This is a genomic window from Citrobacter meridianamericanus (assembly GCF_041320245.1).
GTDB classification, from domain to species: Bacteria; Pseudomonadota; Gammaproteobacteria; order Enterobacterales; family Enterobacteriaceae; genus Citrobacter; species Citrobacter meridianamericanus.
Map to the genome: position 1 here is coordinate 19,243 of NZ_CP101038.1, position 24,835 is coordinate 44,077.

20 protein-coding genes and 3 pseudogenes are annotated in these 24,835 nt (G+C 61.1%); 13 read left to right on the top strand and 10 right to left on the bottom strand.

Annotated elements, in window-relative coordinates; genetic code table 11:
- The first annotated feature begins 118 nt into the window (after positions 1 to 118).
- From traD to repA (NMD08_RS27550), 9 genes are all read left to right on the top strand, one after another.
- Positions 119 to 2,329: a type IV conjugative transfer system coupling protein TraD gene (traD, locus tag NMD08_RS27510; RefSeq protein WP_370606107.1), complete on the top strand. Its 2,211-nt coding sequence runs from the start codon at positions 119 to 121 to the stop codon at positions 2,327 to 2,329.
- Positions 2,329 to 7,629 (top strand): conjugative transfer relaxase/helicase TraI, encoded by a 5,301-nt coding sequence (gene traI, locus NMD08_RS27515; RefSeq protein WP_370606106.1) that lies wholly within the window; start codon positions 2,329 to 2,331, stop codon positions 7,627 to 7,629. Before traD ends, traI begins: the two co-directional genes overlap by 1 nt.
- An 18-nt stretch (positions 7,630 to 7,647) precedes the next feature.
- On the top strand, positions 7,648 to 8,214 hold the full coding sequence (locus NMD08_RS27520) for a DUF2726 domain-containing protein (RefSeq protein ID WP_101701158.1): 567 nt from the start codon (positions 7,648 to 7,650) through the stop codon (positions 8,212 to 8,214).
- On the top strand, positions 8,211 to 8,939 hold the full coding sequence (traX, locus tag NMD08_RS27525; protein WP_101701157.1) for a type-F conjugative transfer system pilin acetylase TraX: 729 nt from the start codon (positions 8,211 to 8,213) through the stop codon (positions 8,937 to 8,939). The genes NMD08_RS27520 and traX overlap by 4 nt, the downstream gene beginning before the upstream one ends.
- A gap of 39 nt (positions 8,940 to 8,978) precedes the next feature.
- Positions 8,979 to 9,182: a hypothetical protein gene (locus tag NMD08_RS27530; RefSeq protein WP_256434887.1), complete on the top strand. Its 204-nt coding sequence runs from the start codon at positions 8,979 to 8,981 to the stop codon at positions 9,180 to 9,182.
- Complete coding sequence (locus NMD08_RS27535; RefSeq protein ID WP_256434888.1) at positions 9,179 to 9,529, top strand: hypothetical protein; 351 nt, start codon at positions 9,179 to 9,181, stop codon at positions 9,527 to 9,529. The genes NMD08_RS27530 and NMD08_RS27535 overlap by 4 nt, the downstream gene beginning before the upstream one ends.
- The gene (locus NMD08_RS27540; RefSeq protein ID WP_256434889.1) at positions 9,526 to 9,834 is read left to right on the top strand and encodes a hypothetical protein; all 309 of its coding nucleotides are present in this window, start codon (positions 9,526 to 9,528) and stop codon (positions 9,832 to 9,834) included. Before NMD08_RS27535 ends, NMD08_RS27540 begins: the two co-directional genes overlap by 4 nt.
- Before the next feature lie 98 nt (positions 9,835 to 9,932).
- Positions 9,933 to 10,496, top strand: coding sequence for a phospholipase D family protein (locus tag NMD08_RS27545; protein WP_256434890.1), 564 nt, complete (start codon positions 9,933 to 9,935; stop codon positions 10,494 to 10,496).
- Positions 10,497 to 10,627: 131 nt separating this feature from the next.
- On the top strand, positions 10,628 to 10,894 hold the full coding sequence (gene repA / locus NMD08_RS27550) for a replication regulatory protein RepA (RefSeq protein ID WP_080073012.1): 267 nt from the start codon (positions 10,628 to 10,630) through the stop codon (positions 10,892 to 10,894).
- Between the two features lie 32 nt (positions 10,895 to 10,926).
- Here repA (NMD08_RS27550) and NMD08_RS27555 read toward each other — a convergent pair.
- Positions 10,927 to 11,042, bottom strand: a pseudogene (locus NMD08_RS27555) (replication protein RepA).
- Between the two features lie 78 nt (positions 11,043 to 11,120).
- Between NMD08_RS27555 and tap the strand changes: the two are divergent.
- Positions 11,121 to 11,198 carry a RepA leader peptide Tap gene (gene tap / locus NMD08_RS27560; RefSeq protein ID WP_072058405.1) on the top strand — a complete coding sequence of 26 codons (78 nt, stop codon included), beginning with the start codon at positions 11,121 to 11,123 and terminating at the stop codon, positions 11,196 to 11,198.
- Positions 11,191 to 12,210: a plasmid replication initiator RepA gene (gene repA / locus NMD08_RS27565; RefSeq protein ID WP_101701151.1), complete on the top strand. Its 1,020-nt coding sequence runs from the start codon at positions 11,191 to 11,193 to the stop codon at positions 12,208 to 12,210. Before tap ends, repA (NMD08_RS27565) begins: the two co-directional genes overlap by 8 nt.
- Before the next feature lie 15 nt (positions 12,211 to 12,225).
- On the opposite strand, the gene NMD08_RS27570 is transcribed toward repA (NMD08_RS27565), so the two are convergent.
- The 5 genes and pseudogenes from NMD08_RS27570 to intI1 form a co-directional block, all read right to left on the bottom strand.
- A complete protein-coding gene (locus NMD08_RS27570; protein WP_101701150.1) occupies positions 12,226 to 12,474 on the bottom strand; it encodes a hypothetical protein in 249 nt (82 codons plus the stop codon).
- A gap of 842 nt (positions 12,475 to 13,316) precedes the next feature.
- Positions 13,317 to 16,283, bottom strand: a complete 2,967-nt coding sequence (locus tag NMD08_RS27575; protein ID WP_001138014.1) for a Tn3-like element TnAs1 family transposase — start codon at positions 16,281 to 16,283, stop codon at positions 13,317 to 13,319.
- A 3-nt stretch (positions 16,284 to 16,286) separates the two neighbouring features.
- Complete coding sequence (locus tag NMD08_RS27580) at positions 16,287 to 16,847, bottom strand: recombinase family protein (RefSeq protein WP_001161490.1); 561 nt, start codon at positions 16,845 to 16,847, stop codon at positions 16,287 to 16,289.
- A 175-nt stretch (positions 16,848 to 17,022) separates the two neighbouring features.
- A pseudogene (locus NMD08_RS27585) lies at positions 17,023 to 17,373 on the bottom strand (DUF3330 domain-containing protein); the annotation flags it as partial.
- A gap of 202 nt (positions 17,374 to 17,575) precedes the next feature.
- Positions 17,576 to 18,589 carry a class 1 integron integrase IntI1 gene (intI1, locus tag NMD08_RS27590; protein WP_000845039.1) on the bottom strand — a complete coding sequence of 338 codons (1,014 nt, stop codon included), beginning with the start codon at positions 18,587 to 18,589 and terminating at the stop codon, positions 17,576 to 17,578.
- A gap of 394 nt (positions 18,590 to 18,983) precedes the next feature.
- Here intI1 and NMD08_RS27595 point away from each other — a divergent pair, with 394 nt between their 5' ends.
- Positions 18,984 to 20,519, top strand: coding sequence for a fluoroquinolone efflux MFS transporter QepA1 (locus NMD08_RS27595; protein ID WP_012372821.1), 1,536 nt, complete (start codon positions 18,984 to 18,986; stop codon positions 20,517 to 20,519).
- Between the two features lie 27 nt (positions 20,520 to 20,546).
- On the opposite strand, the gene NMD08_RS27600 is transcribed toward NMD08_RS27595, so the two are convergent.
- The 3 genes and pseudogenes from NMD08_RS27600 to NMD08_RS27610 form a co-directional block, all read right to left on the bottom strand.
- A complete protein-coding gene (locus tag NMD08_RS27600) occupies positions 20,547 to 20,915 on the bottom strand; it encodes a mechanosensitive ion channel domain-containing protein (protein ID WP_001470701.1) in 369 nt (122 codons plus the stop codon).
- 256 nt (positions 20,916 to 21,171) lie between these two features.
- Positions 21,172 to 22,656, bottom strand: a complete 1,485-nt coding sequence (locus NMD08_RS27605) for an IS91 family transposase (RefSeq protein WP_015389030.1) — start codon at positions 22,654 to 22,656, stop codon at positions 21,172 to 21,174.
- A 274-nt stretch (positions 22,657 to 22,930) separates the two neighbouring features.
- A pseudogene (locus NMD08_RS27610) lies at positions 22,931 to 23,284 on the bottom strand (TCP-1/cpn60 chaperonin family protein); the annotation flags it as partial.
- Positions 23,285 to 23,343: 59 nt separating this feature from the next.
- Here NMD08_RS27610 and NMD08_RS27615 point away from each other — a divergent pair.
- The gene (locus NMD08_RS27615) at positions 23,344 to 23,892 is read left to right on the top strand and encodes a cation:proton antiporter (protein ID WP_014342204.1); all 549 of its coding nucleotides are present in this window, start codon (positions 23,344 to 23,346) and stop codon (positions 23,890 to 23,892) included.
- Positions 23,893 to 23,972: 80 nt separating this feature from the next.
- Here the strand turns inward: NMD08_RS27615 and NMD08_RS27620 are convergent, their stop codons facing one another.
- The gene (locus tag NMD08_RS27620; protein ID WP_012372818.1) at positions 23,973 to 24,728 is read right to left on the bottom strand and encodes a 16S rRNA (guanine(1405)-N(7))-methyltransferase RmtB1; all 756 of its coding nucleotides are present in this window, start codon (positions 24,726 to 24,728) and stop codon (positions 23,973 to 23,975) included.
- Positions 24,729 to 24,835: the final 107 nt, after the last annotated feature.

The window sequence follows — 24,835 nt, forward strand, 5'->3', positions numbered from 1 at the left end:
TTTAACTGTCGTTTCCTGAAATACATTACACCCTTTAATTTCATTAAATAATCCGTTAACCCGGCAGACTGGCCTGTATCCGGCACGTCTGCCTGTTGTCCGCTTCCGGGAAAATATAATGAGCCTGAATCCTCGCGACTTAACGCAGGGCGGTCAGGTCGCTTTTATGCGCCTGAAAATGTTCCTGCAGATAAATAATCTGATTTCTTATTACGTCATTATGGGGACGGTATTATTTGGTATTGCCGTCCTGCTGATGCGTATGAGTATTCAGAATCTGACTAACGGTATTATTTACTGGTTCGTCCGGGTGATGTCGCCTTTTACGGAACGAATGGTCAGCCAGCCGGTTTATAATATCCGGTATTACGAACATACCCTGCAGTACAGCGCCCGGCAGATCCTCAGCGACAATTACACCGTCTATTGCGGGCAGTTGCTGAAACAGGAGCTGATAATTGCCGGTTGCGCTTCGCTGCTGGTCGCTTTTCTGGCCACACTGGCCGTGTACTGGTATCTCGGGCGTACCGGTCGCCAGCAGAGTGAAGATGAAATCATCGGGGGCCGGGTCCTCAGTGAGTCCCCGAAAGACGTGGCACGCCTGCTGAAAAAACGCGGAGAAGCCTCCGATATTCGTATCGATGATCTGCCGCTGAAGCTGGATTCTGAAATCCAGAACTTCGCCATGCACGGGACAGTATCGACCGGTAAATCCACCCTGATGCGTAAAATCCTCAAGCAGCTGCGTGACCGTGGTGACCTGGTCATCATCTACGACAAGGGCTGTACGTTCGTGGAAGATTTCTACGATGAATCCCGCGATGAAGTGCTGAATGCGCTGGATACCCGTTGTCCCAACTGGGATTTATGGGAGGAGTGCCGCACGATTTCCGAACTGGAGAATGCCAGTACAACGCTGATCCCGGCCAGCAGTGGCGAAGATCCGTTCTGGCAGGGCAGTGCGCGCACCATCTTTGCGGAAGGTGCAGAGCGCATGCGTAAGGACGAGGGCCGCAGCTACAACAAATTCCTGCGTACACTGCTGGCAATTCAGCTGGACCAGTTACGCACTTTCCTCGCCGGAACGCCCGCCTCCACGCTGGTTGACGGCAAAATTGAGAAGACTGCCATCTCCATCCGCAGCGTACTGACCAACTACGTCAAGGCGATGCGTTACCTGCAGGGCATTGACCGCCCGGGACGGGAGAAATTCACCATCCGGGAATGGATGAAGGGCCAGGCGGATAAATCGAAGAATGGCTGGCTGTTTATCACCTCTGATGAACAGAACCACGAGTCGCTCAAACCGCTGATCTCCCTGTGGCTCAGTATTGCCGCCACCAGTCTGCTGGCGATGGGACCTAACCGTCAGCGCCGCGTCTGGTTTTTTTATGACGAACTGGCCTCACTGCACAAGCTGGCCACCCTGCCGCGTATTATTTCAGAAGCCCGTAAGTTTGGCGGTTGCTTTGCCCTGGGATTTCAGAACTTCGCCCAGATGGAAAACATTTATGGGCCGAAAGGGGCCGCAGAGATATTCGACCTGCTGAACACCAAATTTTTCTTCCGTTCCCCGAGCGCCCAGATTGCGAAGTTTGTGGAAGAGGATATCGGGGAAACCCGCCGCCTGAAATTCAGCGAACAGACCAGCTTTGGTCATGAGCAGGTGCGTGACGGGATTTCGTTTGGCAAGGAGGAAGAACGCGTCAGTATCGTCAGCTACTCGGACGTGCAGTCCCTGAACGACCTGCAGTGCTTTGTCACCCTGCCGGGAAGCTACCCGGTAGTGAAACTGACCATGAAGTATGACGCGATGCCTAAAGTGGCTGACGCCCTGCTGTTGCGGGATGTGCAGACCAGTCTTGATAAGAATATTGAGGATGAGCTGGTCCGCCGTACGGAAGAAGAACGCCTGAGCCTGGACGGCCTGTTTACTCCCATGACGCCGGTGCCGGAAAGCGCACCCACTGTCGTCACTCCCCCGCTTTCCACCCCAACGGTGACGCCCCCCTCCGTATCTGTACCGGCAGCGGCTGCCGTGAGTACGGTGTCTTCCGCCACGCCTGCGGCAGGCGGTGCAGCTGCCACTGCCGTTACCACTGAAGGTGGCTCAGCCTCCTCCGGGGGAACAGAGCGGGATATCGAACAGGATTTACCCCGGGAGATGCCGCCGGGCCTGAACGGTGACGGGGAAGTGGTGGATTTTGCGGCCTATGAGGCCTGGGAGCAGGGCCAGCATCAGACCCGCGACATGACCCGCCGGGAAGAGGTCAATATCAACCATGCGACAGACAAAACGCATGAGATCGATGACGGGAGGGAATACTGATGCTCTCCATTTCTTCCATCAAGGGTGATGCGGGCTATTACAGCCACGAAGACAACTACTATGCCAGCGGTTCACTGGATTCCCGCTGGATGGGGGACGGTGCGGAGAGGCTGGGCCTGAAGGGGGAAGTGGCCAGCGCCGATATGGATGCGGTCCGCCAGGGCAGACTGCCTGATGGCAGTGACCTGTCCCGGATGGTGGATGGTGTCAACAAACACCGCAGCGGCTATGACCTGACGTTCTCCGCCCCCAAAAGTGTCTCCGTCATGGCGCTAGTCGGGGAAGACCGGCGTTTTATTGAGGCACATAACCGGGCCGTGGCGGTGGTGATGCAGGAAGTGGAGCAACTGGTCAGCGCCCGCATCACGCAGGAGGGAAAAACGGAAACGGTGCTGACTGGCAGTATGGTGGCCGCACTCTATAACCATGACACCTCCCGGGACCTTGACCCGCAGGTGCACACCCACGCCCTGGTCTTTAATGCGACATTCGCCGGTGAAAAATGGCGGTCGCTGGCCAGCGATACCCGGATGAAAACCGGTTTTTCTGAGAATCTGTACGCCACCAAGATAGCGCTGGGAAACCTGTACCGTTCTGCCTTACGGGAAGACATTGAGTCGATGGGATTCGAAACGGTGGCGGCAGGAATACATGGCCTGTGGGAGCTGAAGGATGTGCCGGTGGACGTTTTTTCCTCGCGCAGTCAGGCCATCCGGGAGGCCGCCGGGCCGGACGCTTCAGCTAAATCTCGTGATGTTGCTGCACTCGATACCCGCCAGGCAAAAGCCTGGGCCGATCCTGAACTGCTGAAAGCTGACTGGCGCCGGCGCTTAACCGACGAAAAATTCGATATCGATAACTACATCAACCAGGCGCAGAAGCGGGCGGAGCCACCTGGTCCTGTTGTTGGCAGTACAGAGGGTATCCGGACTACAGGCCAGCCCGCCAGCGCGTCTTCCGCTCAGATATCTGAATCAGACGTGCAGAAAGCCGTCAGCGACACGATTTCGGCCCTGTCGGACAAAAAGGTCCAGTTCACCTGGTCCGAAATGCTGGCCGGCACAGTCAACCGCCTGCCGTCCGTGTCGGGCCTGTTTGAACAGGCACGCGCCGGTATTGAGGTCGCGATTGAAGGGCAGCGGCTTATTCCCCTGGACCGGGAGAAGGGCATCTTCACTTCTGATATCCACCTGCTGAATGAACTCAGCGTCCATCAGCTGGCGCGCACAGCCGTTGCGGAGCAGACCGTACTGGTCTTCCCGGAACGGGCAAAAGAGCGTGATATGCCCGCCGGGGATGCGGTCTCTGTCCTGACCCAGGATAAAAGCCCGGTTGCCATTCTCAGCGGGCGCGGGGGGGCACAGGCCCTGCGGGAGCGCACGGAAGACGTAGCCATGATGGCCCGTTCTCAGGGACGGGAAGTAATGGTGATTGCAGCCGATGGTCGCAGTGGCCAGTTCCTGGCGGAAAGCCCGCACCTGACAGGCCAGGTGATGCTGCGCTCGCAGATGAACGCTGACACCTTACTGCCGGTGCAGGGGACGGTTATCGTCGACCGGGCGGAGCGACTGTCGCTGAAAGAGACCGTCCTGCTGCAGGAAAAGGCACTCAGCGCCGGGGCACAGCTGATATTCATGGATACCGAGAACCGGCAGGGCACGGGTAATGCCCTGTCGGTGCTCAAAGAGGCGGATATTCCCCAGTACCGGTTTTACGGCACGCAACTGCCGGAGGTGCGGCTGGTCAGCGAGGCGGACAAGCGGAGCCGTTACAGCCAGCTGGCACAGGACTATGTGCGTCTGTCGGATGAAGGGCGGGATGTGGTGGCCCAGGTGACCGGCGCCCGGGAACAGCAGCAGCTGACGGAGGTTATCCGGGATACGCGGCGTGATGCGGGTGCGCTGGGTCGGGAGCAGGTGACGCTGCAGGTGCTGGAGCCGGTGTGGCTGGACAGCAAAACCCGCCATCAGCGTGATAATTACCGGGCCGGGATGGTGATGGAGCAGTGGGACGCTGAGAAGAAAACGATGACCCGCCATACCATTGACCGGGTGGCAGAGGCGACCAACAGTCTGGTGCTGCAGGGTGAAGACGGGAGTCGCCTGACCCTGAAGGTGACGCAACTGGACGGCAGCTGGAGTTTGTACCGCAGCCGGACACTGGCGGTTTCTGAAGGGGACCGCGTCAGGGCACTGGGGCGGGAGCTGAAGGGGGCCATCAAAGCGAAAGAACAGTTTACAGTGGCGGGGCTGGAAGAGGGCGCGGTACGGCTGCGCAGCGGCGACCGGGAACTGCGTCTGCCCACAGACCGGGCTGTGAAGCTGGCCCATGACTATGTGGAAGGGACCGGGGCCGGTACCAGCGCGTCGCGCACGGTACTGGCTGCAGTCGGTCCGCGAGGCCTGAATAAACAGACCCTGAACTCGCTGGCGCAGAGTGGCAGCGACATCCGGATTTATACGCCGCTTGCGCCTGAGCAGGCGGCGCGCAAAGTGGAAAGTGTGTCTGCGGTGCGCCTGGCCAGTGACCAGGTTCGCCAGTCGACCGGTGAGGCAAATCTGGATACCGCCATACAGGCCAGCCGGGACCGTCTGATGTCGGATGCGGAGCAGGCGGTGAGTCTGGCCATCCCGCGCGCCCAGCAGGGGCTGGTCCATCTCGGTGAACTTACCCTGCTGGCCGAGGCGGTGAAGTCTGGCCAGCCGCTGGCGGCGGTCCGGGCTGAAATCGCCCGCCAGGTGGACAGCGGGGCGCTGATTAAGCTGGATTCGGTTGCCGGGGCGGGAAACCGCGTCCTGGTCCCGCGTGTGGCGTATGAGATGGAAAAGACCATCATTCGTCATATTGCTGAGGGTAAGGAAGCTGTACAACCCCTGATGGCGCTGACGCCTGCCTCGGTCCTGGCGGGCCTGACGGCAGGTCAGCGGGAGGCCACGCGGGCAGTGCTGGAGAACACCGACCGCTTTATGGCCATTCAGGGCTACGCCGGGGTGGGGAAAACGACCCAGTTCAGGGCGGTGATGGGTGCCCTGAACACCCTGTCTGAGTCCGTACGCCCGCAGGTCATCGGTCTGGGACCGACACACCGGGCGGTGCATGAGATGCGCGAGGCCGGGGTGGAGGCGCGCACACTCGCCAGTTTCCTCAGTGAAACCCGGCTGGCCATTCAGGCCGGGGAAACACCGGACTTCCGCAATGTCCTGTTCCTGACGGATGAGAGTTCTATGGTGGGCAACCGCGACATGGCAGAACTCTACCAGCTGGTTGCTGCCGGCGGCGGACGGATGGTCTCCAGCGGGGATACCGCGCAGCTGCAGGCCATCTCCACTGGTCTGCCGTTCCGCCTGGTGCAGCAGCGCAGCGCCATCGATACGGTGGTGATGCAGGAGATTGTCCGCCAGACCCCGGCGCTGCGTCCGGCGATTGAAAGCATCATCGCCGGTCAGGTGGAGATGTCCCTGCACCAGGTGGATGACGTCACCCCACAGCAGGTTCCGCGTCAGCCCGGAGCCTGGGTGCCCGATAATTCCGTGATGGAAATCCGTGAACCGAAAAAGGACCCGGAGCAGGGGTATCTCGTGGCTTCCGGACAGCAGGCGCTGTCTGTGGAACAGCTGGCCCTGGTGCGCACCGACATCATTGAAGCCATCCGGGACGACTGGATGGGCCGTACCCGTGAGGCGCAGCAGCAGACGCTGGTTGTGGCAGAACTGAACGCCGACCGTCATGCCATCAATGAGGCCATCCATGCCGCCCGGCATGAGAAAGGCGATACCGGCGCAGAGGAGCGTACGTTCACCGTGCTGGAGCCGCTGCGGGTACCGGATAACGTTCTGCGGGCCGTCGAAACGTTCGCCGCGTACACCGGCGCGGTGGCCATGATGAATGAGCGCTACTGGACGGTAGCGGACGTGAACACGGAGGACGCCGTGGTCACGCTGCGGAATGCCGACGGGGAATCGGTGCTGATTTCTCCCCAGCAGAACACGTCGCAGGATATTTCCCTCTTCACGCCCCGCGACCTGACGCTCAGCCAGGGGGACCGGGTTCGCTTTACCCGCTCGGACACCGACCGGGGCTATGTGGCCAACAGCTTGTGGGAAGTGGCAGGGTTCACTGATGATGGTGCCATCCGGTTCCGCCAGGGAGACCAGGAGAAAGTCGTCGACCCGCAGGCGATGACGGAGGACCGTCATATTGACCTCGCTTACGCCCTGACGGTGTATAGCGTGCAGGGTGCCAGCGAGCGCTTTGCCATTGCCCTGACCGGTACGGAAGGCGGCAGGAAACGAATGGCGTCTCTGGAATCCACCTACGTGACGCTGTCACGCGCAAAAGAGCATGTGCAGGTCTACACCGACAACCTGGCGGGCTGGCGGGCCGATGCCCGGCACTCAAATGCCGGTCAGACCGCCCACGACCTGCTGCACCAGAAAAGTGACCACGAATCCGACACCGGCAACCGACTGCTGGCCACTGCCTCACGACTGGATAAAACCGCGCTGGGGCGCAGGGTTCTGGCGGAAAACGGCCTTGAGGGCGAAACAATGGCCCGCTTCATTGCTGCCGGCAAAAAATACCCCGCACCGTATGTGGCCCTGCCGGTCTGGACCCGTCACGGGAAAGAGGCAGGGGCGCTGCTGACCGAAATCCGCATCGAGGATGACGGGATGCGCGTGGTGCTCAGTGAAGAGTCCCGGTTGCGTGGGGGAGAGGATGCGCAGTTCGCCGGCCTGCAGGCCAGCCGTAACGGACAGACACTCATTGCTGATGATGCGCAGACGGCGCTGCGCCTGGCACAGGAGAACCCGGAAAGTGGGGTGGTGATACGCCTGCACGGTGAAGAAAGGCTGCTCAATGCAGCCCGCCTGACCGGGGGGCGGATCACGGAGCCTGATGAGGTGGCCCGGACAGTGCGCAGTGTGGCGGAGGCTGAAGCGGCGGCGAAAGCGGAAGACCCCATTACGTTGCCTCCGGATGAGCAGCAGAAGCTGGCAGAGGCGCAGGAAAAAGCGGCGCGGGAACTGGCGGAGCAGGCCCGGCAGGAATTGCTGCCGGCATTGCCGGGGACGGAAGGTGATAAGCCTGACCCGCAGCTGTCAGCCAGTGACGAACGCCGTCTGCGGGACGGTACAGACCGGGAAACCCGGGAACTGGATGAGGCTGTCCGGGAAGCAGTGGCGGAAGGCCGGGGACCCCGCCAGCAGGTGCGCGAACAGATGGAGCGTACCGAGCGTGAGTGGGTGGTGAATGTGCCGGAGAAAGAGATTGAGCTGGAAAAAACGCTCGGTGGGGACTGATTAAGGGAGATAAAAAGTATGGTTATTGCGATTGTTATTATTGTCATTCTGCTGGCTGGTTTTGTGGTGCTGCTCCGGCAGGCTGGTCGGGCCAGCCATCCCCTGTTGCAGGCACTGCGTGCACGGGGAATGCGTCCGGGGACGGCGGAGCAGCTGCTGTGTGGCAGGCCGTCGTTTGTCAGTGCCGGACGTCTGATGACGGTGCGGGAACAGCGCTTTCTGCGTCGCCTCGACAGGGTGACCGATTCCCGCCAGTGGCGTCTGTGTCCGCAGGTTCGTGTGGCCGATATCGTCCGCGTGGCCCCCGACCGGAAGTCCGGCAGCCGGGAATGGTGGCAGCTGTTCCGTCTGGTCTCACAGTGGCACTGCGATGTGGTTATCACGGACCGTGACGGGCGTATCGTGGCAGCGGTGGAGCTGGACGACCGTACCCATCAGGCACCGAAGCGCCAGCGGCGGGACCTGTTGCTGGAGGAAGTACTGAAGCAGGCGGGTATCCCGCTGCTGCGGGGTGATGACGAACAGCAGCTGGCGGAGCGCGTCAGGGCGCATCTGTGTGCACAGCGTCCGGAGGGGACCGCATGAATCCGGAACCCGTTGCCGTACATCACATCAGACCGGTCCTGACCCTCTCCGGCCTGCAGCGCGATGTTATCCGGATGGTCGCGTTCATGGCGATGGTGGGGGACCACCTCGCCACCGCCTTTCAGGCTGACCTGCCGCTGCTGAATATGGCCGGGCGCTGTGCATTCCCCCTGTTTGCACTGGTCAGCGGGTGCAACCTGACAGGTAAAACCCTCAGGCAACGAAGCCTGAACCGTCTGTGGCTGATGGCGCTCCTGGCCCAGCCAGGTTACTGGCTGGCCTTCCGGGACGCGGGACTGGTCTGGTGGCAACTCAATATCCTGTTCACTTTTGCGGTGGTTATGCAGATGACCCGGTTCCTGCAGAACACGACTGTACTCAGTGGCATTGCCGCCTTCGCGGCCCTGGTGGGGTATCTGCCGCTCAGTTCTGCCAGCTACGGCATATCCGGTCTGCTGATGCTCGCCGGGGCGCTGCTGGTCTGGCAGGTCCGGGACACGCTGCGGCCCGCCCTGTTTGCCATCTGGCTGCTGCTGGTTGCCCTGCTTAACGCCCGTCACGGGGATGTGATGATGCTTTCCGGCGTGATTCTGACGCTGACGGTGCTGTTCTGTGTTCACGGGCTGGTACCGGCTTCCGGACGACGTCTGCAGGCCGGACGCTGGTTTGCGCCGGGTTACGCCCTCCATCTGATACTTATCGCGCTGCTGGTCAGTCTGCGCTGATGTCAGTTTCCGATTTCCCACATAAACAAAGGAGTATGTATGCGCGTTCTTAAATATGGCGTCCTGATTTGTGTCGCGATTCTTGTCTGCCTGACGGGATATCTGTCTTTACGCAGCTTCCAGGCGGAAGGGGCCAGTCTTAAAACCTGCGCGCTGATGTCAGGGCCACCCCTTATCTGGCTGTCTTACCAGAAAGTCAGTCTCTTTGCTCAAAAATTCACGACTGAAAGGAAATCATCATGAAAAACAAGACAATCATTCTCTCAGCTGCTGTCGCATTGCTGATGTCTGGCGGTCTGGCATTTGCCGGATTCGACAGTACTCCAAAGACTCAATATGTGGGCCCGCCATTCGGCAGCACTCCACAACCTGAGTATCTGAGTCCGCAGGGGGAACAGGTAACGACTAACGTGCTGTTGCGCCAGATTCTGGCGGAGGTCATCAGGTCAAACAGCCTGAAAGAAGACAGACGTTGCAGCGACGGTGAAAAACAGTACTCGCCGGGCTACGTCATTACGGTCGACAAGAAAACGCTGCGCTGCGACAGCGTCAATGGTTATCCGGAATGGTTGGAGGATAAAGCCAAATGATTGTCCCTGTGGATATAAACCGTGACGAATTCGGGTACTGGGAGCATCCGGCGTTAATCCGGAGTTGCTGCCAGACCACGCCACAACTGATGTGGTGGTTGCGGGTACAGAAGCTGGAGTGTTTTGTGATGACCATGCGCGATGAAGCAACGGACGCATACTGTGCTGCCTGGGATGACGGACCACCGGATGCGTCAACGTGGGAGCTGACACCTCCTCCCGGAGAGGGCTGGTTTCTGGGTTCTGTCCATGATACCGGCGACGGACCTGCCTGCTACTGGTTCCGTCATATCAAAAATGGCTGACGCCGCCGCACTGCGTCGTTGTCCAACCCCGGCAATCGGGGAAAAGCGAGTTTCCCCCGATTCCGGCGTTTCTGAGTAAATCCAGTGAAGGAAATACCATGCAAATAACTCACAAAATATCTTTGCGTCGATGGGTTCTGCCCGGCCTGCTTGGTCTGGCAATGTGTGCACCAGTCCCAATTACTTACGCCGCCACCATTGAAACTGGTTTTTCTCCGGAAGGTACGGCTCTGCAGCTGGTTCTTAAGACAATTGAGAGATCACAGCAGGAAATCCGCCTGATGGGCTATTCCTTCACCTCTCGGGAGGTGGTCAGCGCTCTTATTAGCGCAAAACGCCGTGGTGTTGATGTGAAAGTGGTACTGGACTGGAAAGCCAATACCGGCAAAAACAACAACGCCAGCAGGGCGGCAATGAACCTGCTGGTCGGTGCCGGCATTCCGGTTCGTACCGTCAGTGCGTACAAAATTCTGCACGACAAAGTGATCGTCAGCGACGGCCGCCACACCGAAGTGGGATCGTTTAATTATTCCCGTGCAGCAGACCGTTCGAATTCAGAAAACGTGCTTGTGGTGTGGGATGACCCGGTAGTCGCGCAGAAATACCTGGATCACTGGGCATCCCGTTGGGCGCAGGGAACGGACTGGAAACAGACGTACTGACATTTCAATAAACGATCCTGAAACGTAAACCGTGCGCCAACACAGGTTACGTTGATAAAGTAAGTCGCTGATTTCAGGAATCTGTAGTATTCTCTGCAAACGATCCAAGTTTGATCCTTGAGGAGGCAGAGATGTCGCAAGCCACTAATGTAGATACTTCCTCAGCGAAATCTAAACGTGCTTACAGGAAAGGTAATCCACTTTCTCCATTACAGAGACAGCAGTCTCATGTGGCGAAATTGAAAGAAACGCACAAAGAAATGCGTGTATATGTAGAAAAATCTCTTAAGGCCGATTTGGAGCAACTGTGTGCAGCTAACGGTATGACTCAGTCTGCGATGATAGAGAAATTGATACAAGATGCCGTTCTGGAGTGCAGAAACAACGTTACGGATTAACTTTCTTGAGTCTCTGGTGATCCAGTGCTAGATTACTGATCGTCTAAAGATATTTTTGGCTGGCCACGCCGTAAGGTGGCAGGGAACTGGTTCTGATATGGTGTCTACCCGGGACCAGAAAAGCAAAAACCCCGATAATCTTTCTCAAGTTTGGCGACTATGAAGATTATCGGGGCCCTAACTAAACCGTACAGAAGCTGTTGCTCTGTACGGGGAGTATAGTTTTATGCTCAGAAAACTGCAATACCTGTTTCTGTGCCATTTGCTCCTTCCGTGCAACATAAGCGCAGGAAGGGGTGACTGAAAGGCACAATCCGCAACACTGGAGTCAGCTGTCGACCGAAGACCAGATCCGTTTCTGGGAAGGTGTCGATGGTGGTGACACATCCTCTTTTCTGGTAACTCCTGAGAAGAAGCGTACACGTCGTCGCCGTGGCGAACACTCCACCAAACCCAAATGCGAAAATCCGTCCTGGTTCCGTCCTGCGCACTATAAAGCGCTGGGGGGGCAGCTTGGCCATGCCTATAACCGTCTGGTGAAGAAAGATCCGGTGACGGGCCAGTACAGCCTGCGTATGCATATGTCTTTGCACCCTTTTTATGTCCGCGAACGGCAGCGTGCCGGGCGTAAGTACGCCTTTCGTCCGGAAAAACAACGACTGCTCGATGCCCTGTGGCCGGTGCTAATCAGTTTCTGCGATGCCGGCAAACATACTGTGGGCATGTGTGTATCCAGGCTGGCCAGAGAACTCAGCCCAAAGGATGCAAAAGGGAGTGTCATACCTGAAACGGAAGTCACCGTATCCCGTCTTTCCTGCCTGATTTCTGAGCAGGTGCGCTTTGGTACGCTGGGTGTATCAGAAGAAACCAGTTGGGACCGGGAATCCCGTAAGCGACTGCCCAAATACGTCTGGATAACCACTACCGGCTGGCAGATGTTGGGCGTGGACCTGATGAAGCTACAGGAACAGCAGATGAAGCGGCTGCGTGAGAGTGAAGAACGTCGCCGGCTCATCGAGGAAGGTATTCTGGGGGAAGATGAAGATATTTCTGTCCACGCGGCCAGAAAACGCTGGTACCTGCAGCGCAGCCTGGAAGCACTGAAGTACCGTCGGGAGAAAGGCGCGGCGCGTAAACGTGCCAACCGTCTGGCAAAGCTTCCCCCGGACCGCCAGATTCACGAGATGTCGCGGCATATCATGAAAACCCTGCCACCTGATGAGGCATACTGGTGTACGTCTGAGCGTCTTGAGCTGATGGCTATCCAGAATCTGTACCAGCTGGAGCTTTCGCTGGCGGCCCCACCACCACACTAGCGATATCAGCCCCCGTTAATTTTCTGTCGCCAGCCCCTTACGGGGCTTGTGGTGCTGGTTCCGTTCGCCCATTTTTCGGCAGTCCATCGCTTTTTCTTCATCATCCCCCTGTGTTCTCCCATTTTTACGGTCGCAGGAGCGTTCATATTGACGACAGGACTGAGTTATCCACACATTTCCGCAAACAAATAAGTAAAGCTTTTCACAAACAGATATCAGCAAACCCGGAAAATAATCTAACCCCCCTTTATTAATCCCCTGCATCGCAAGCCTGCAGGGAGATCCTTTATCCTCTGAAACACTGTGAGTAAATGATATAAGGCCCGCCCTTGCAGCGGACTTACGTCCGCGCCGGTTCGGAAACACCAGAAGTACCTCCCGTCGCACAGCGCCGGGCCCCTTCAGTGCAAATAGTTACAACATCCAGAATTTTGAACAGCATAATCAGAGCAAAAACCCACCATCCAGCCCCTCCCGGCACTGAAAAGCGAGGCCGCCCCGGGCCAAAGGCCCGGAACAACATCGCTTTTAATGCTGGATGATGTAACTAAACATTTGAGTGGCTGCCAGTAACATCGCGGCAGGTTCTCAATACAGCCCCCGGGCACCGGCCTTGCCGGCGCCACGGCTCCGGAAATCACGCGCTGTACGTCGCAAGCGCCGTACAGCCCGCTCACCGGAGTTAAAAGGGCTTAATGAAACCACATCATAGCTATAAGCGGGTTATGGCTTAGCAGGGCGAAGGGATGGATTGGTGGAACCTATCAACAGCGTAACCGGCTGCGCCGGGCTACGGCGCCATTAACAACCGTGCTCTGGTCAACTTCTGAGGGCGCCTCTATGCGCCTCTGGCGCATTCCCGGAATGCCTGCGCGCTGCTCGGCATTCTTAACCCGAATATTGAAGCAGCATTTCCGGCTACGCCGGGTCCCGGCGCCACTCACCATCAGTATTCTGTTTACCACCTGCTGGCGCCTCCATGCCGCCTGGCGGCATTCGTGACCACAGCTTATGCTCAGCAGTAGAAATACTGACGTTAAGCCTCTGCCGTAGTATATTTTCGCGATTATCCTGGGGAGCCCGCAGAATTCGGAAAAAATCGTACGCTAAGGTTTTCCGGGCATCCGTAAGGGCCGAAACTTCCCGTCTTCCAGTCTGCGGCTCTGCCGCCAGACGTAATCGCCGGTTAGGTTGATGTGCTCCCAGCCCAGCGGCGACAGGAATTGCAGCAGCTCGCCGTCCACCGGCTTGCCGGCCTCGACCAACCCCTGGGTGGCGCGTTCCAGGTACACCGTGTTCCACAGCACGATAGCCGCCGTCACCAGGTTGAGGCCGCTGGCCCGGTAGCGCTGCTGCTCGAAGCTCCGATCCCTGATTTCCCCAAGGCGGTTGAAGAACACCGCCCTGGCCAGCGAGTTGCGCGCCTCACCTTTGTTCAGGCCGGCATGCACGCGGCGGCGCAGTTCAACACTTTGCAGCCAGTCCAGGATGAACAGCGTGCGCTCGATCCGGCCCAGCTCGCGCAGGGCCACGGCCAGTCCGTTCTGGCGCGGGTAGCTGCCGAGCTTGCGCAGCATCAGCGAGGCGGTGACGGTGCCCTGCTTGATCGAGCTGGCCAGGCGCAGGATGTCGTCCCAGTGGGCACGCACGTGCTTGATGTTCAGGGTGCCGCCGATCAGCGGGCGCAACGTCGGGTAGGCTTGCACGCCCTGCGGCACGTACAGCTTGGTTTCGCCGAGGTCGCGGATGCGCGGCGCGAAGCGGAAGCCTAGCAGGTGCATCAGGGCAAAGACGTGATCGGTGAAGCCGGCCGTGTCGGTGTAGTGCTCCTCGATCCGCAGGTCGGACTCGTGGTACAGCAGGCCGTCGAGCACATAGGTGGAATCGCGGACGCCGACATTCACCACGCGGGTGCTGAACGGCGCGTACTGGTCGGAGATATGGGTATAGAACAGCCGTCCCGGCTCGCTACCGTACTTCGGGTTGACGTGCCCGGTGCTCTCGCCCCGGCCACCCGCGCGGAAGCGCTGGCCATCGGAGGATGAGGTCGTGCCGTCGCCCCAGTGGGCGGCAAAGGCGTGGCGATACTGGTGGTTGACCAGCTCGGCCAAGGCCGCCGAATAGGTTTCGTCGCGGATGTGCCAGGCTTGCAGCCAGGACAGCTTGGCGTAGGTCAGGCCGGGGCTCGACTCGGCCATCTTGGTCAGCCCGAGGTTGATCGCATCACCGAGGATTGCGGACAGCAGCAACGTCCTGTCTTTGGCCTCGGCCCCGTCCTTCAAGTGGGTGAAGTGGCGGCTGAAGCCCGTCCAGTCGTCCACGTCCATCAGCAGTTCGGTGATCTTGATGCGCGGCAGTAACTGGCTGGTTTGGTCGATCAGCGCCTGCGCCCGATCCGGCACCGCCGCATCCAGCGGGGTGATTTTCAGCCCTGACTCGGTGAGGATGGCATCGGGCAGCTCGTTGTCCTTGGCCAGGCGGGTGACGGTGGCCAACTGCTCGTCCAGCAGCTGCAAACGCTCTTCCAGGTACTGGTCGCTGTTCGGGTTGATCGCCAGGGGCAGGGCCTGCTCGCGCTTGAGTGCGGCGAACTTCTCGGCCGGCAGCAGGTAGTCGTCGAAGTCGCGGAACTGCCGCGAGCCCTTGACCCAGATGTCGCCGGAGCGCAGGGCGTTCTTCAGCTCGGACAGGGCGCAGATTTCGTAGAATTTCCGGTCGAGGCCTTCCGGGGTGATCACCAGCGGCTTCCAGCGCGGCTTGATGAAGGCCGTGGGTGCATCGGCCGGCACCTTGCGCAGGTTGTCGGCGTTCATCTCACGCAGGGTCTGCACGGCTGCCAGCACGCCTTGCGCGGCCGGCGCGGCGCGCAGTTCCAGCACCTCCAGCAAGGCCGGCGTGTAACGGCGCAGGGTGGCGAAGTTCTCGCCGACCAGGTGCAGGTGGTCGAAGCCTTCCGGCCGGGCCAGCAGCTCGGCCTCGCTGACGCTCTCGGTGAACTCGTCCCAGGGAATCACCGCCTCGATGGCGGCATAGGGGTCGCTGCCGCTTTCCTTCGCTTCCAGCAGCGCCTGGCCGATCCTGGAGTACAGGCGCACCTTGTCGTTGATCGCCTTGCCCTGCTTCTGGAACTGCTGCTGATGCTTGTGCTTCGCGCCGCTGAACAGCTTGACCAGGATGCGGTCATGCAGATCGACCAGCTCATCGATCACGGTCGCGGTGCTCTCCAGCACCACGGCGGCCAGGGTCGCGTAGCGGCGCTGCGGCTCGAACTTACCGAGGTCTTTGGGCGTCATCTGCCCACCCTCGCGGGCCAGCTTGAGCAGGCGGTTCTGGTGGATGTGCCGGCCCAGGCCTTCGGGCAAGTCCACCAACTGAAATGTCTTCAGCCGCTCGATGTGTTCCAGCATGTGCCGAGAGTTGGGTTTCAGCGGTGCCTGGCGCAGCCAGGTCAACCAGGTGATGCTGCTGCCGGCCTTGAGCTTCAACAGCTCGTCCAGCTTGGCCCGATGCGAGTCCGTGAGTGGTTCGACCAGGGCGCGGTAGACCCGCCGATTGGCTCGCGCAATGGCTTCCGAGCAGGCCCGGTCAATCACGCTCAGCGCCGGCAGGATGCGTCGTTTCTGCCGTAGGCTCTCCAGGGCCTGACCGGCCAGCAGCAAGCCTTTGTCGGTCTGCTGGGCCAGCTCGGTTAGCTCGCGCACCAGGGCGCGGAAGTCGGACAGGCCGAACGGGGCCAGTTGCAGGTAGGTGCGCAGTTCCTGGGCATGCTCGCGACGGGTCACGTCGCGCTCGCCGTACTTTGCCCAGCTCGCCGGCTCGGCCTGGACTTGCTTCGCCACCCACAGGATGACCGGCTCGGGCAGCTCGCTGTCGGTTCCCAGCGCGTAACCGGGGTAGCGCAGCAGGCAGAGCTGCACGGCGAAGCCGAGGCGGTTGGCGTCGCCGCGTCGCTGGCGGATCAGCGACAGGTCGGAGTCGTTGAAGGTGTAGTAGCGGATCAGGTCATCCTGGCTTTCCGGCAGCGCAAGCAGGGTGTCCCGCTCCGTGGCCGAGAGGATCAAGCGACGCGGCATGTGTCAGTCGTCCGTGCGGAGGTACTGGTAGAGGGTTTCCCGGCTGATGTTGAACTCGCGGGCAAGCTGCGCCTTGGGCTCGCCGGCCGTCGCTCGCTGCCGCAGGGTAGCAGCCTGCTCATCGGACAGGGCTTTCTTGCGGCCCCGGTACGCGCCACGCTGCTTGGCCAAGGCGATGCCCTCACGCTGCCGCTCGCGGATCAGGGCGCGCTCGAACTCAGCGAAGGCCCCCATCACCGACAGCATCAGGTTGGCCATCGGCGAGTCCTCGCCAGTGAACACCAGGCCCTCCTTCAGGAACTCGATGCGCACGCCGCGCTGAGTCAGCTTCTGTACCAAGCGACGCAGGTCATCGAGGTTGCGGGCCAGCCGATCCATGCTGTGCACCACCACTGTATCGCCTTCGCGGACGAAGCTCAGCAGCGCTTCGAGCTGGGGGCGCTGGGTGTCCTTGCCCGATGCCTTGTCGGTGAACACCTTGCTCACCTGGGTTTGTTCCAGCTGGCGTTCCGGGTTCTGGTCAAAGCTGCTGACCCGGACGTAGCCGATGCGGTGCCCCTGCACGATGTCTCCTTGGTTGAAGGCGGCTTAAGTGCACTTTCTGTTCCGTTGTGCCTCAAAGCCCATTTCTGTCAGGCTGAAATCTATAACCTTCGCGGGCATGTGTCAAAAAATGGGAAAGCAGACTCTATTCTGACGAAGCGGCGCGGCCCTGCCTGACATCAAGTTAGGGTATGCCTCAACCTGACGGCGGCGAATCACAAGCGTCCGGTTTGACGCTGGTTTCGGTCGCAGTGCTGGCCCGCGCCTGGAAGCGCTGATAGCACTCCAGCCCGCAGAAATGCTCCACGTACTCGGCCCCTTCCGGCGTGAAGGCGGCATCGAGCGGGATTTCCTTGCAGCACACGCAGCAACTGGTGCTCGGTTCATTGGCGTTCATGGTGGTGTTCCTCCATTGGTTGACGAAGCCGACGAAGGCCGCCGCCGGCATCGGCCTGGCGAACAGGAAACCCTGCACCGTGTCGCAACCCGCCTGCCGCAACCACGCAAGGCAGTCGGGTGTTTCCACACCCTCGGCTACCACCTCCATTGTCGTTTTCAGAAGACGGCTGCACTGAACGTCAGAAGCCGACTGCACTATAGCAGCGGAGGGGTTGGATCCATCAGGCAACGACGGGCTGCTGCCGGCCATCAGCGGACGCAGGGAGGACTTTCCGCAACCGGCCGTTCGATGCGGCACCGATGGCCTTCGCGCAGGGGTAGTGAATCCGCCAGGATTGACTTGCGCTGCCCTACCTCTCACTAGTGAGGGGCGGCAGCGCATCAAGCGGTGAGCGCACTCCGGCACCGCCAACTTTCAGCACATGCGTGTAAATCATCGTCGTAGAGACGTCGGAATGGCCGAGCAGATCCTGCACGGTTCGAATGTCGTAACCGCTGCGGAGCAAGGCCGTCGCGAACGAGTGGCGGAGGGTGTGCGGTGTGGCGGGCTTCGTGATGCCTGCTTGTTCTACGGCACGTTTGAAGGCGCGCTGAAAGGTCTGGTCATACATGTGATGGCGACGCACGACACCGCTCCGTGGATCGGTCGAATGCGTGTGCTGCGCAAAAACCCAGAACCACGGCCAGGAATGCCCGGCGCGCGGATACTTCCGCTCAAGGGCGTCGGGAAGCGCAACGCCGCTGCGGCCCTCGGCCTGGTCCTTCAGCCACCATGCCCGTGCACGCGACAGCTGCTCGCGCAGGCTGGGTGCCAAGCTCTCGGGTAACATCAAGGCCCGATCCTTGGAGCCCTTGCCCTCCCGCACGATGATCGTGCCGTGATCGAAATCCAGATCCTTGACCCGCAGTTGCAAACCCTCACTGATCCGCATGCCCGTTCCATACAGAAGCTGGGCGAACAAACGATGCTCGCCTTCCAGAAAACCGAGGATGCGAACCACTTCATCCGGGGTCAGCACCACCGGCAAGCGCCGCGACGGCCGAGGTCTTCCGATCTCCTGAAGCCAGGGCAGATCCGTGCACAGCACCTTGCCGTAGAAGAACAGCAAGGCCGCCAATGCCTGACGATGCGTGGAGACCGAAACCTTGCGCTCGTTCGCCAGCCAGGACAGAAATGCCTCGACTTCGCTGCTGCCCAAGGTTGCCGGGTGACGCACACCGTGGAAACGGATGAAGGCACGAACCCAGTGGACATAAGCCTGTTCGGTTGGTAAGCTGTAATGCAAGTAGCGTATGCGCTCACGCAACTGGTCCAGAACCTTGACCGAACGCAGCGGTGGTAACGGCGCAGTGGCGGTTTTCATGGCTTGTTATGACTGTTTTTTTGTACAGTCTATGCCTCGGGCATCCAAGCAGCAAGCGCGTTACGCCGTGGGTCGATGTTTGATGTTATGGAGCAGCAACGATGTTACGCAGCAGGGCAGTCGCCCTAAAACAAAGTTGGGCTTCACCAGAGTATCAAGTTGCCGAGCTGGCGATAACCTAAAACATTAAAAAGAGGTTTGAAATGAATGAAGGAAAAAATGAGGTCAGTACTTCAGCTGCTGGCCGGCTACGACCGTGCCCCCTGATGTGCGACGGGCAACAGGCATGCGTGTCACGCGCGCCTGAATGCGGATGGGTGTTGCCATCGACGGCATGTCGAAATGCGCGCGTTGCCTTCGTCGTTAAAGCATTCTTGTCCCGGAAGTTTTGAGTATGTCCGCCACGCTCCACGACACCGCAGCGGATCGTCGGAAGGCCACCCGCCGCGAATGGATCGGCCTGGCCGTGGTCGCCCTGCCGTGCCTGGTCTACGCCATGGACCTCACGGTGCTGAACCTGGCGCTGCCGGTGCTCAGCCGTGAACTGCAGCCCTCCAGCGCCCAGCTTCTCTGGATCCTGGACATCTACGGCTTCTTCGTCGCCGGCTTCCTGATCACCATGGGCACGCTGGGCGACCGCATCGGCCGGCGCCGGCTGTTGTTGATCGGCGCGGCGTTCTTCGCATTCGCCTCGGTGCTCGCGGCGCTGGCCGATACCGCCGCGCTGTTGATCGCGGCGCGCGCCTTGCTCGGCCTGGCCGGCGCCACCATCGCGCCGTCCACCATGGCGCTGGTCCGCAACATGTTCCACGACCCGCGCCAGCGCCAGTTCGCCATCGGCGTGTGGATCGCCGCGTTTTCGCTGGGCAGCGCGATCGGTCCGCTGGTCGGCGGCGTGTTGCTGGAGTTCTTCCACTGGGGCGCCGTGTTCTGGCTCAACGTGCCGGTGATGCTGCTGACGCTGGCGCTCGGCCCTCGCTTCCTGCCCGAGTATCGTGATCCGGACGCGGGGCACCTGGACCTGGCCAGCGTGCTGCTGTCGCTGGCGGCGGTGCTGCTGACGATCTACGGGCTCAAGCAGTTGGCCGAGCATGGAGCGGGCCTCGCCTCGATGGCTGCGCTGCTGGCCGGGCTGGCGGTCGGGGCGCTGTTCCTGCGCCGCCAGGGCCACATCGCCTACCCGCTGCTGGACCTGCGGCTGTTCGCGCACGCGCCGTTCCGCGCGGCGCTGGCGGCGTATGCGCTGGCCGCGCTGGCCATGTTCGGCGTCTACATCTTCATGACGCAGTACCTGCAGCTCGTGCTGGGGCTGTCGCCGCTGCAGGCCGGGCTGGCCACGCTGCCCTGGTCCCTGTGCTTCGTCATCGGTTCGCTGTTGTCGCCGCAGCTCGCGGCGCGCTGGCCGGCGGCGCGCATCCTCGTCGTGGGCCTGTCGGCAGCGGCGTTCGGCTTCGCCGTGCTGGGGCTGGGGCAGGGCCTGTGGTGGCTGGTGCCGGCCACGATCGTCATGGGCCTGGGCCTGGCGCCGGTGTTCACCATCGGCAACGAGATCATCATCACCAGCGCGCCGTCCGAGCGCGCGGGCGCGGCCTCGGCCTTGTCGGAGACGGTGTCCGAATTCAGCGGCGCGCTGGGCATCGCGCTGTTCGGCAGCGTCGGCCTGGTGGTCTACCGGCAGGCGCTGACCAGCGCGGCGCTGCCCGGCCTGCCGGCCGATGCGCTGCAGGCGGCCGGTGCCTCGCTCGGGGGCGCCGTGCACCTGGCCGACACCCTGCCGGCGTGGCAGGGCGCGGCCTTGCTGGCGGCCGCACGCGCGGGCTTCACCGATGCGCTGCAGGCCACGGCCTGGGCCGGCGCGGTGCTGGTGCTGGTGGCCGCTGGGCTGGTGGCGCGCCTGCTGCGCAAGCGCCCAGCGCTCGCATCTGGTTGACCCGCTCGCGTCCGGACCGCGCTGGATTCAGCGCGCTGCTGGCGGGGCGGCTGCAGGTCGCATGGCCTCAGGCGGCTCTTCTGGCTGCGCGAGGTAGACGGTCTGCGTCGGAAACGCGATCTCGGCGCCATGCGACTCGACGATGCGCCCGATGCGCAGCAGCACATCCTGCTTGATCTCGTGGAAGGTGACCCACACCGTGGTCTTGGTGAAGGTGTAGACCATGATGTCCAGCGAGCTCGGCCCGAACGCGTTGAAGTTCACGATCAGCGTCTGCGTGGTGTCGATGCCGTCGTGCGTGGCCAGCATGGCGCGGATGTCGGCGACGATGGGCTCGACCACGCCGAAATCGTTGTAGCGCACGCCGATGGTCTCTTTCAGGCGGCGGTGCGACATGCGCGAGGGGTTGCGTATAGGAAGTTCAAACGCCCTTTTCGGGCAGTCTGCTGGGTAGGCGGCGGTCGCGCAAGCCCCGTTTTGGGCACGGATCGGACGTCTGTGAGTGGGATTTCGGCATCGCGGGGCCACGCAGCGGCGTTGTCAGCAGCCATGCTTCGCTGATTCCCGACAGCGGGCCGAGCGCCGCCCTGCGGATCGTGACCGCATCGGCTCGGATTCCGGTTTCGCCGTCGGCTGTGCAGCCGGCAGATCGTCACGCGGCTTGCACTGGCGGCGCGCGCGCTGCGGGCCTGTAGTGCGCTTCTTCCCGCGCGCCGTGCTTCTCGAAGTGGGCGAGGATGGCGCGGATGGCGGTGGGTTCCTCGATGCTGGCGACGATCCGCACGGTGCCACCGCAGTGGACGCAGGCGGTGACGTCGATGGAAAAGACCCGCTTGAGCCGTTGCGCCCAGCTCATCGCACGGCGCTTCTCCTCGGGGCTGCGCGGCGCGTCGTGGGCGCTGACGTCCACTGGCGCCGCATCGCCCGCAGGCCGCTTGCCGCGCCCCGAGGGCGTCAGCTGCGCACGCAGGTTTGCATTCGGGGCGAATACGCCGTGGAAGCGGGTGAGATGCGCGCGAGGTGGCGGGACCAGCGCCGCCAGCTTGGCGATGAAATCCACCGGATCCCATTCCACATGCGTGGTGCCATTGCGCCACGGGGTCTTGAGCTGGTAACGCACCCTGCCCTGGAGCGCTATCGACAGCCGCTTCTCGCTGATCGCCGGGCGCGTGATGTAGCGGCACAGCTTTTCCCGCTTGTGGCTTTCGTGTGCTTCGGCCGCCACGCCGGCATGCAGTGAGAAGCCGCCGACCTTGCCGGCTTCGCCCTCCAGCGAACCGGCGTCACCGGGCAGCGTTTGCAGCGTGACGACCTTGCAGCCAGCGTCGCGGCCGGTGGCGATGCGGTAGGTGATCGAACTCATCCGCAGCCCATCCATGCTGTCGTCGCCTGCAGCGCTGTCTGCCAGGAAGGCCGATTCGCCCTCCCCTTCGAGCCAGCCTTTGCGCGTCAGGTGCCGACACACCCGGTGCGCGATGGTAGCTGCCAGCTGGGTCAACTGCGCGGTGGTGGGCGCACGGGCGCGGTGCAGGCGCAGTTCGCGCCGCGGCAGCTCGGTGGCTTCCACGTACACGCCGTCGAGCCACAGCATGTGGAAGTGGATGTTCAGGTTCAGCGCGCTGCCGAAACGCTGGATCAGCGTCACCGCGCCGCACTGGGCGCTGGCGCGGTCGATGCCGGCTTGATCGGCCAACCAGCCGGCGATCACGCGCTGCACGATGCCCAGCACCGGGCCAATGGCTTCTGGCTTGCTGGCGAACAGGAAACGCAAGGGGTACGGAAAGCTCAGCACCCATTGCCGCACAGGCCGCGGGCCGAACACCTCCTCGACCAGGTGCCGCGCACTCTCGGCCATGCGTCGCGCGCCGCAACTCGGGCAGAACCCGCGCTTCTTGCAGGAGAAGGCCACCAGCCTCTCTGCACGGCAGTGCTCGCACACCACCCGCAGGAAGCCGTGCTCGAGTACGCCGCAACGCAGGTAGGCATCGAACGCCTCGCGGACATACCCGGGCAGCGAGCGGCCCTCCGCTTCGATCCGTGCAATGAAGTCCGGGTAGTGCGCCTCTACCAACGCGTACAGCAGCGTGCGCTCGGGCGCGTGGCGCGCGTACCGCGAACCGGTGTGGGCGGACGGCAGTGGCGCGCATCCCGCGGCTTGCCGCCGGGATGTGGCGAGGCGCGGCACGCAGCGCTCCGGTGCGGGGACGGCTGCTCAGTGTTGCGCCTGTGTTCGCACGTTCGTATCGGTGCGTTCTGATCTTCGCGTCAGACATTGCCGCGGCGCGGGCACAACAAAAAGCCCGGCATCGCTGCCGGGCTCCGGCCCCGTCCTTGGGGCCTTGATGTCGGGTCGTTGCCGGGATCGGACCGCGCTGGCGCGGTCCGGTTCCCTGACGACCGGGCCAACCGGATCAGAAATCCATGCCGCCCATGCCGCCCATACCGCCAGCACCCGGCATGGCCGGCTCTTCCTTCTTCGGCACTTCGGCCACGACCACTTCGGTCGTGATCGCAAGGCCGGCGACGGAAGCGGCGTGCTGCAGGGCCGAGCGGGTCACCTTGGTCGGGTCCAGGATGCCCATGGCGATCATGTCGCCGAACTCGCCGGTGGCGGCGTTGTAGCCGTAGCTGCCTTCGCCGGCCTTGACGTTGGCCACGATCACGCTCGGTTCTTCACCGGCGTTGGCCACGATGGCGCGCAGCGGGGCTTCCAGCGCACGGCGGGTGATGGCGATGCCCAGGTTCTGGTCTTCGTTGATGCCCTGCCAGGGCAGATCCGTGCACAGCACCTTGCCGGCCGGCAGCCCTTTTTAAGCGGGTACATATGCGTGATACGATCAAGGTGCTCCTGCTGCTGGGCGCATCCTTTGCGCTGGTTGCGTTGGAGAAAACCCTGGGCGAAAGGGCGCTATTTTCCGGATTGCTGGCGGTGATGGGGATGGGCGTCACCCTTTTAAAAACCAACGCCCCGGTTGCAAAGCGTATATCCGGCAAATTTTCAAAGCTTTGGGTGGCGGCAGAAATCTGGCTGTTTGTGCTGGTGGGTGCAACGGTCAACATCCGTTACCTTTTCTCCGCCGGGCTAAGCGGCATGCTGCTGATCACAGCTGCGCTGCTGTTTCGCATGCTGGGCGTGTGGATGAGTACGCTGGGTACAGACCTATCCCGGAAGGAGCGCCTGTTCTGCATGATTGCCTATCTGCCCAAGGCAACGGTGCAGGCTGCAATCGGCGCTATTCCGCTGGCGATGGGGCTTGGCAGTGGGGAAACCATACTTGCGGTGGCGGTTCTTGCCATTATACTTACAGCGCCGCTGGGGGCGTTGGGCATCGAGCTGAGCTATAAAAGGCTGCTTCAAAAACAGCAGTCGTAGTGTGCTTGTTCGATAGAACAAAAGAGGAACGAAAAATATTTTTCGTTCCTCTTTTTTAGATGATTTGCCTTCTGATTGGCTTATCCATTCTTTTTTATCAAGTATATAAGTTCTGTTCCGATGGTCTTTTTATCCTCAATCTCAAACTCGGCGGGCAAGCCGCCCTCGAACCATGCGGCGTAGTTCGCCTCCATGCCTTTTCCACGCCCGCCTAAACTACGCGTGGGAAAGCTGACAGCCATGCGCGGGGTATTGAGGGATTGTAAAAGTGCCATGGCAGAACCGGCCTGCTCCCGCTCCAGCAGGGGCAAAAGCTTAAAAATCAGCGCCAGGTCGCCGGCTTCGGCGGGCGGCGCACACAGCACATCCTGCAGGGCAAAGGTAAAATCCCAATCTTTTTCCCTAGCAAAGGGGGTGATGACATCCCCCAATCCCTGGTGGATATCACAGCCCCACACGGATGCAATGCCGCGCTCGTATAGCGCCAAGGGGTTAAGACCGCAGGCGATATCCAGCACGCGGCGGGGAGTTTCGGCTGAAAAGATAAAATCGTACAGGGTATCCAGCTCGGCCAGTCGCTCCTTGGTGGAGGCATGCAGCGACAATGCCTTTTTTACATCGCCCGCAGAAAGCGCGGCGGCAGCAGCCTTGAGCGATTCCGGGGTGACATATGCCCCGCAAATTCCATGCAGCCGGGTGCGTGCAGCCTCTACGGTCTGTTTGGGGGATTTATGCCGCCCCCATTCCTCAGTCAGGATGCGCCGCACGGTATCCGGGCAAAGGGCGCGGTATTTTTTTGAGGCCAGGATGGAGGTGAGGGCATCGTTGATGTTCATCGGTGTCTCCTAAATCGTTTTCGGGGTCTGACGCTCAGTGGAACGAAAACTCACGTTAAGGGATTTTGGTCATGAGATTATCAAAAAGGATCTTCACCTAGATCCTT

What these genes read in the sequence shown, in the direction of transcription:
- intI1 (WP_000845039.1), bottom strand. Translation starts at nt 18,589, where the DNA reads ATGAAAACCGCCACTGCGCCGTTACCACCGCTGCGTTCGGTCAAGGTT.
- NMD08_RS27595 (WP_012372821.1), top strand. Translation starts at nt 18,984, where the DNA reads ATGTCCGCCACGCTCCACGACACCGCAGCGGATCGTCGGAAGGCCACC.
- repA (WP_080073012.1), top strand. Translation starts at nt 10,628, where the DNA reads ATGTCGCAAGCCACTAATGTAGATACTTCCTCAGCGAAATCTAAACGT.
- traD (WP_370606107.1), top strand. Translation starts at nt 119, where the DNA reads ATGAGCCTGAATCCTCGCGACTTAACGCAGGGCGGTCAGGTCGCTTTT.
- traI (WP_370606106.1), top strand. Translation starts at nt 2,329, where the DNA reads ATGCTCTCCATTTCTTCCATCAAGGGTGATGCGGGCTATTACAGCCAC.
- NMD08_RS27570 (WP_101701150.1), bottom strand. Translation starts at nt 12,474, where the DNA reads ATGCAGGGGATTAATAAAGGGGGGTTAGATTATTTTCCGGGTTTGCTG.
- tap (WP_072058405.1), top strand. Translation starts at nt 11,121, where the DNA reads ATGCTCAGAAAACTGCAATACCTGTTTCTGTGCCATTTGCTCCTTCCG.
- traX (WP_101701157.1), top strand. Translation starts at nt 8,211, where the DNA reads ATGAATCCGGAACCCGTTGCCGTACATCACATCAGACCGGTCCTGACC.
- NMD08_RS27545 (WP_256434890.1), top strand. Translation starts at nt 9,933, where the DNA reads ATGCAAATAACTCACAAAATATCTTTGCGTCGATGGGTTCTGCCCGGC.
- NMD08_RS27520 (WP_101701158.1), top strand. Translation starts at nt 7,648, where the DNA reads ATGGTTATTGCGATTGTTATTATTGTCATTCTGCTGGCTGGTTTTGTG.
- NMD08_RS27600 (WP_001470701.1), bottom strand. Translation starts at nt 20,915, where the DNA reads ATGTCGCACCGCCGCCTGAAAGAGACCATCGGCGTGCGCTACAACGAT.
- NMD08_RS27540 (WP_256434889.1), top strand. Translation starts at nt 9,526, where the DNA reads ATGATTGTCCCTGTGGATATAAACCGTGACGAATTCGGGTACTGGGAG.
- NMD08_RS27620 (WP_012372818.1), bottom strand. Translation starts at nt 24,728, where the DNA reads ATGAACATCAACGATGCCCTCACCTCCATCCTGGCCTCAAAAAAATAC.
- NMD08_RS27575 (WP_001138014.1), bottom strand. Translation starts at nt 16,283, where the DNA reads ATGCCGCGTCGCTTGATCCTCTCGGCCACGGAGCGGGACACCCTGCTT.
- NMD08_RS27615 (WP_014342204.1), top strand. Translation starts at nt 23,344, where the DNA reads ATGCGTGATACGATCAAGGTGCTCCTGCTGCTGGGCGCATCCTTTGCG.
- NMD08_RS27530 (WP_256434887.1), top strand. Translation starts at nt 8,979, where the DNA reads ATGCGCGTTCTTAAATATGGCGTCCTGATTTGTGTCGCGATTCTTGTC.
- NMD08_RS27535 (WP_256434888.1), top strand. Translation starts at nt 9,179, where the DNA reads ATGAAAAACAAGACAATCATTCTCTCAGCTGCTGTCGCATTGCTGATG.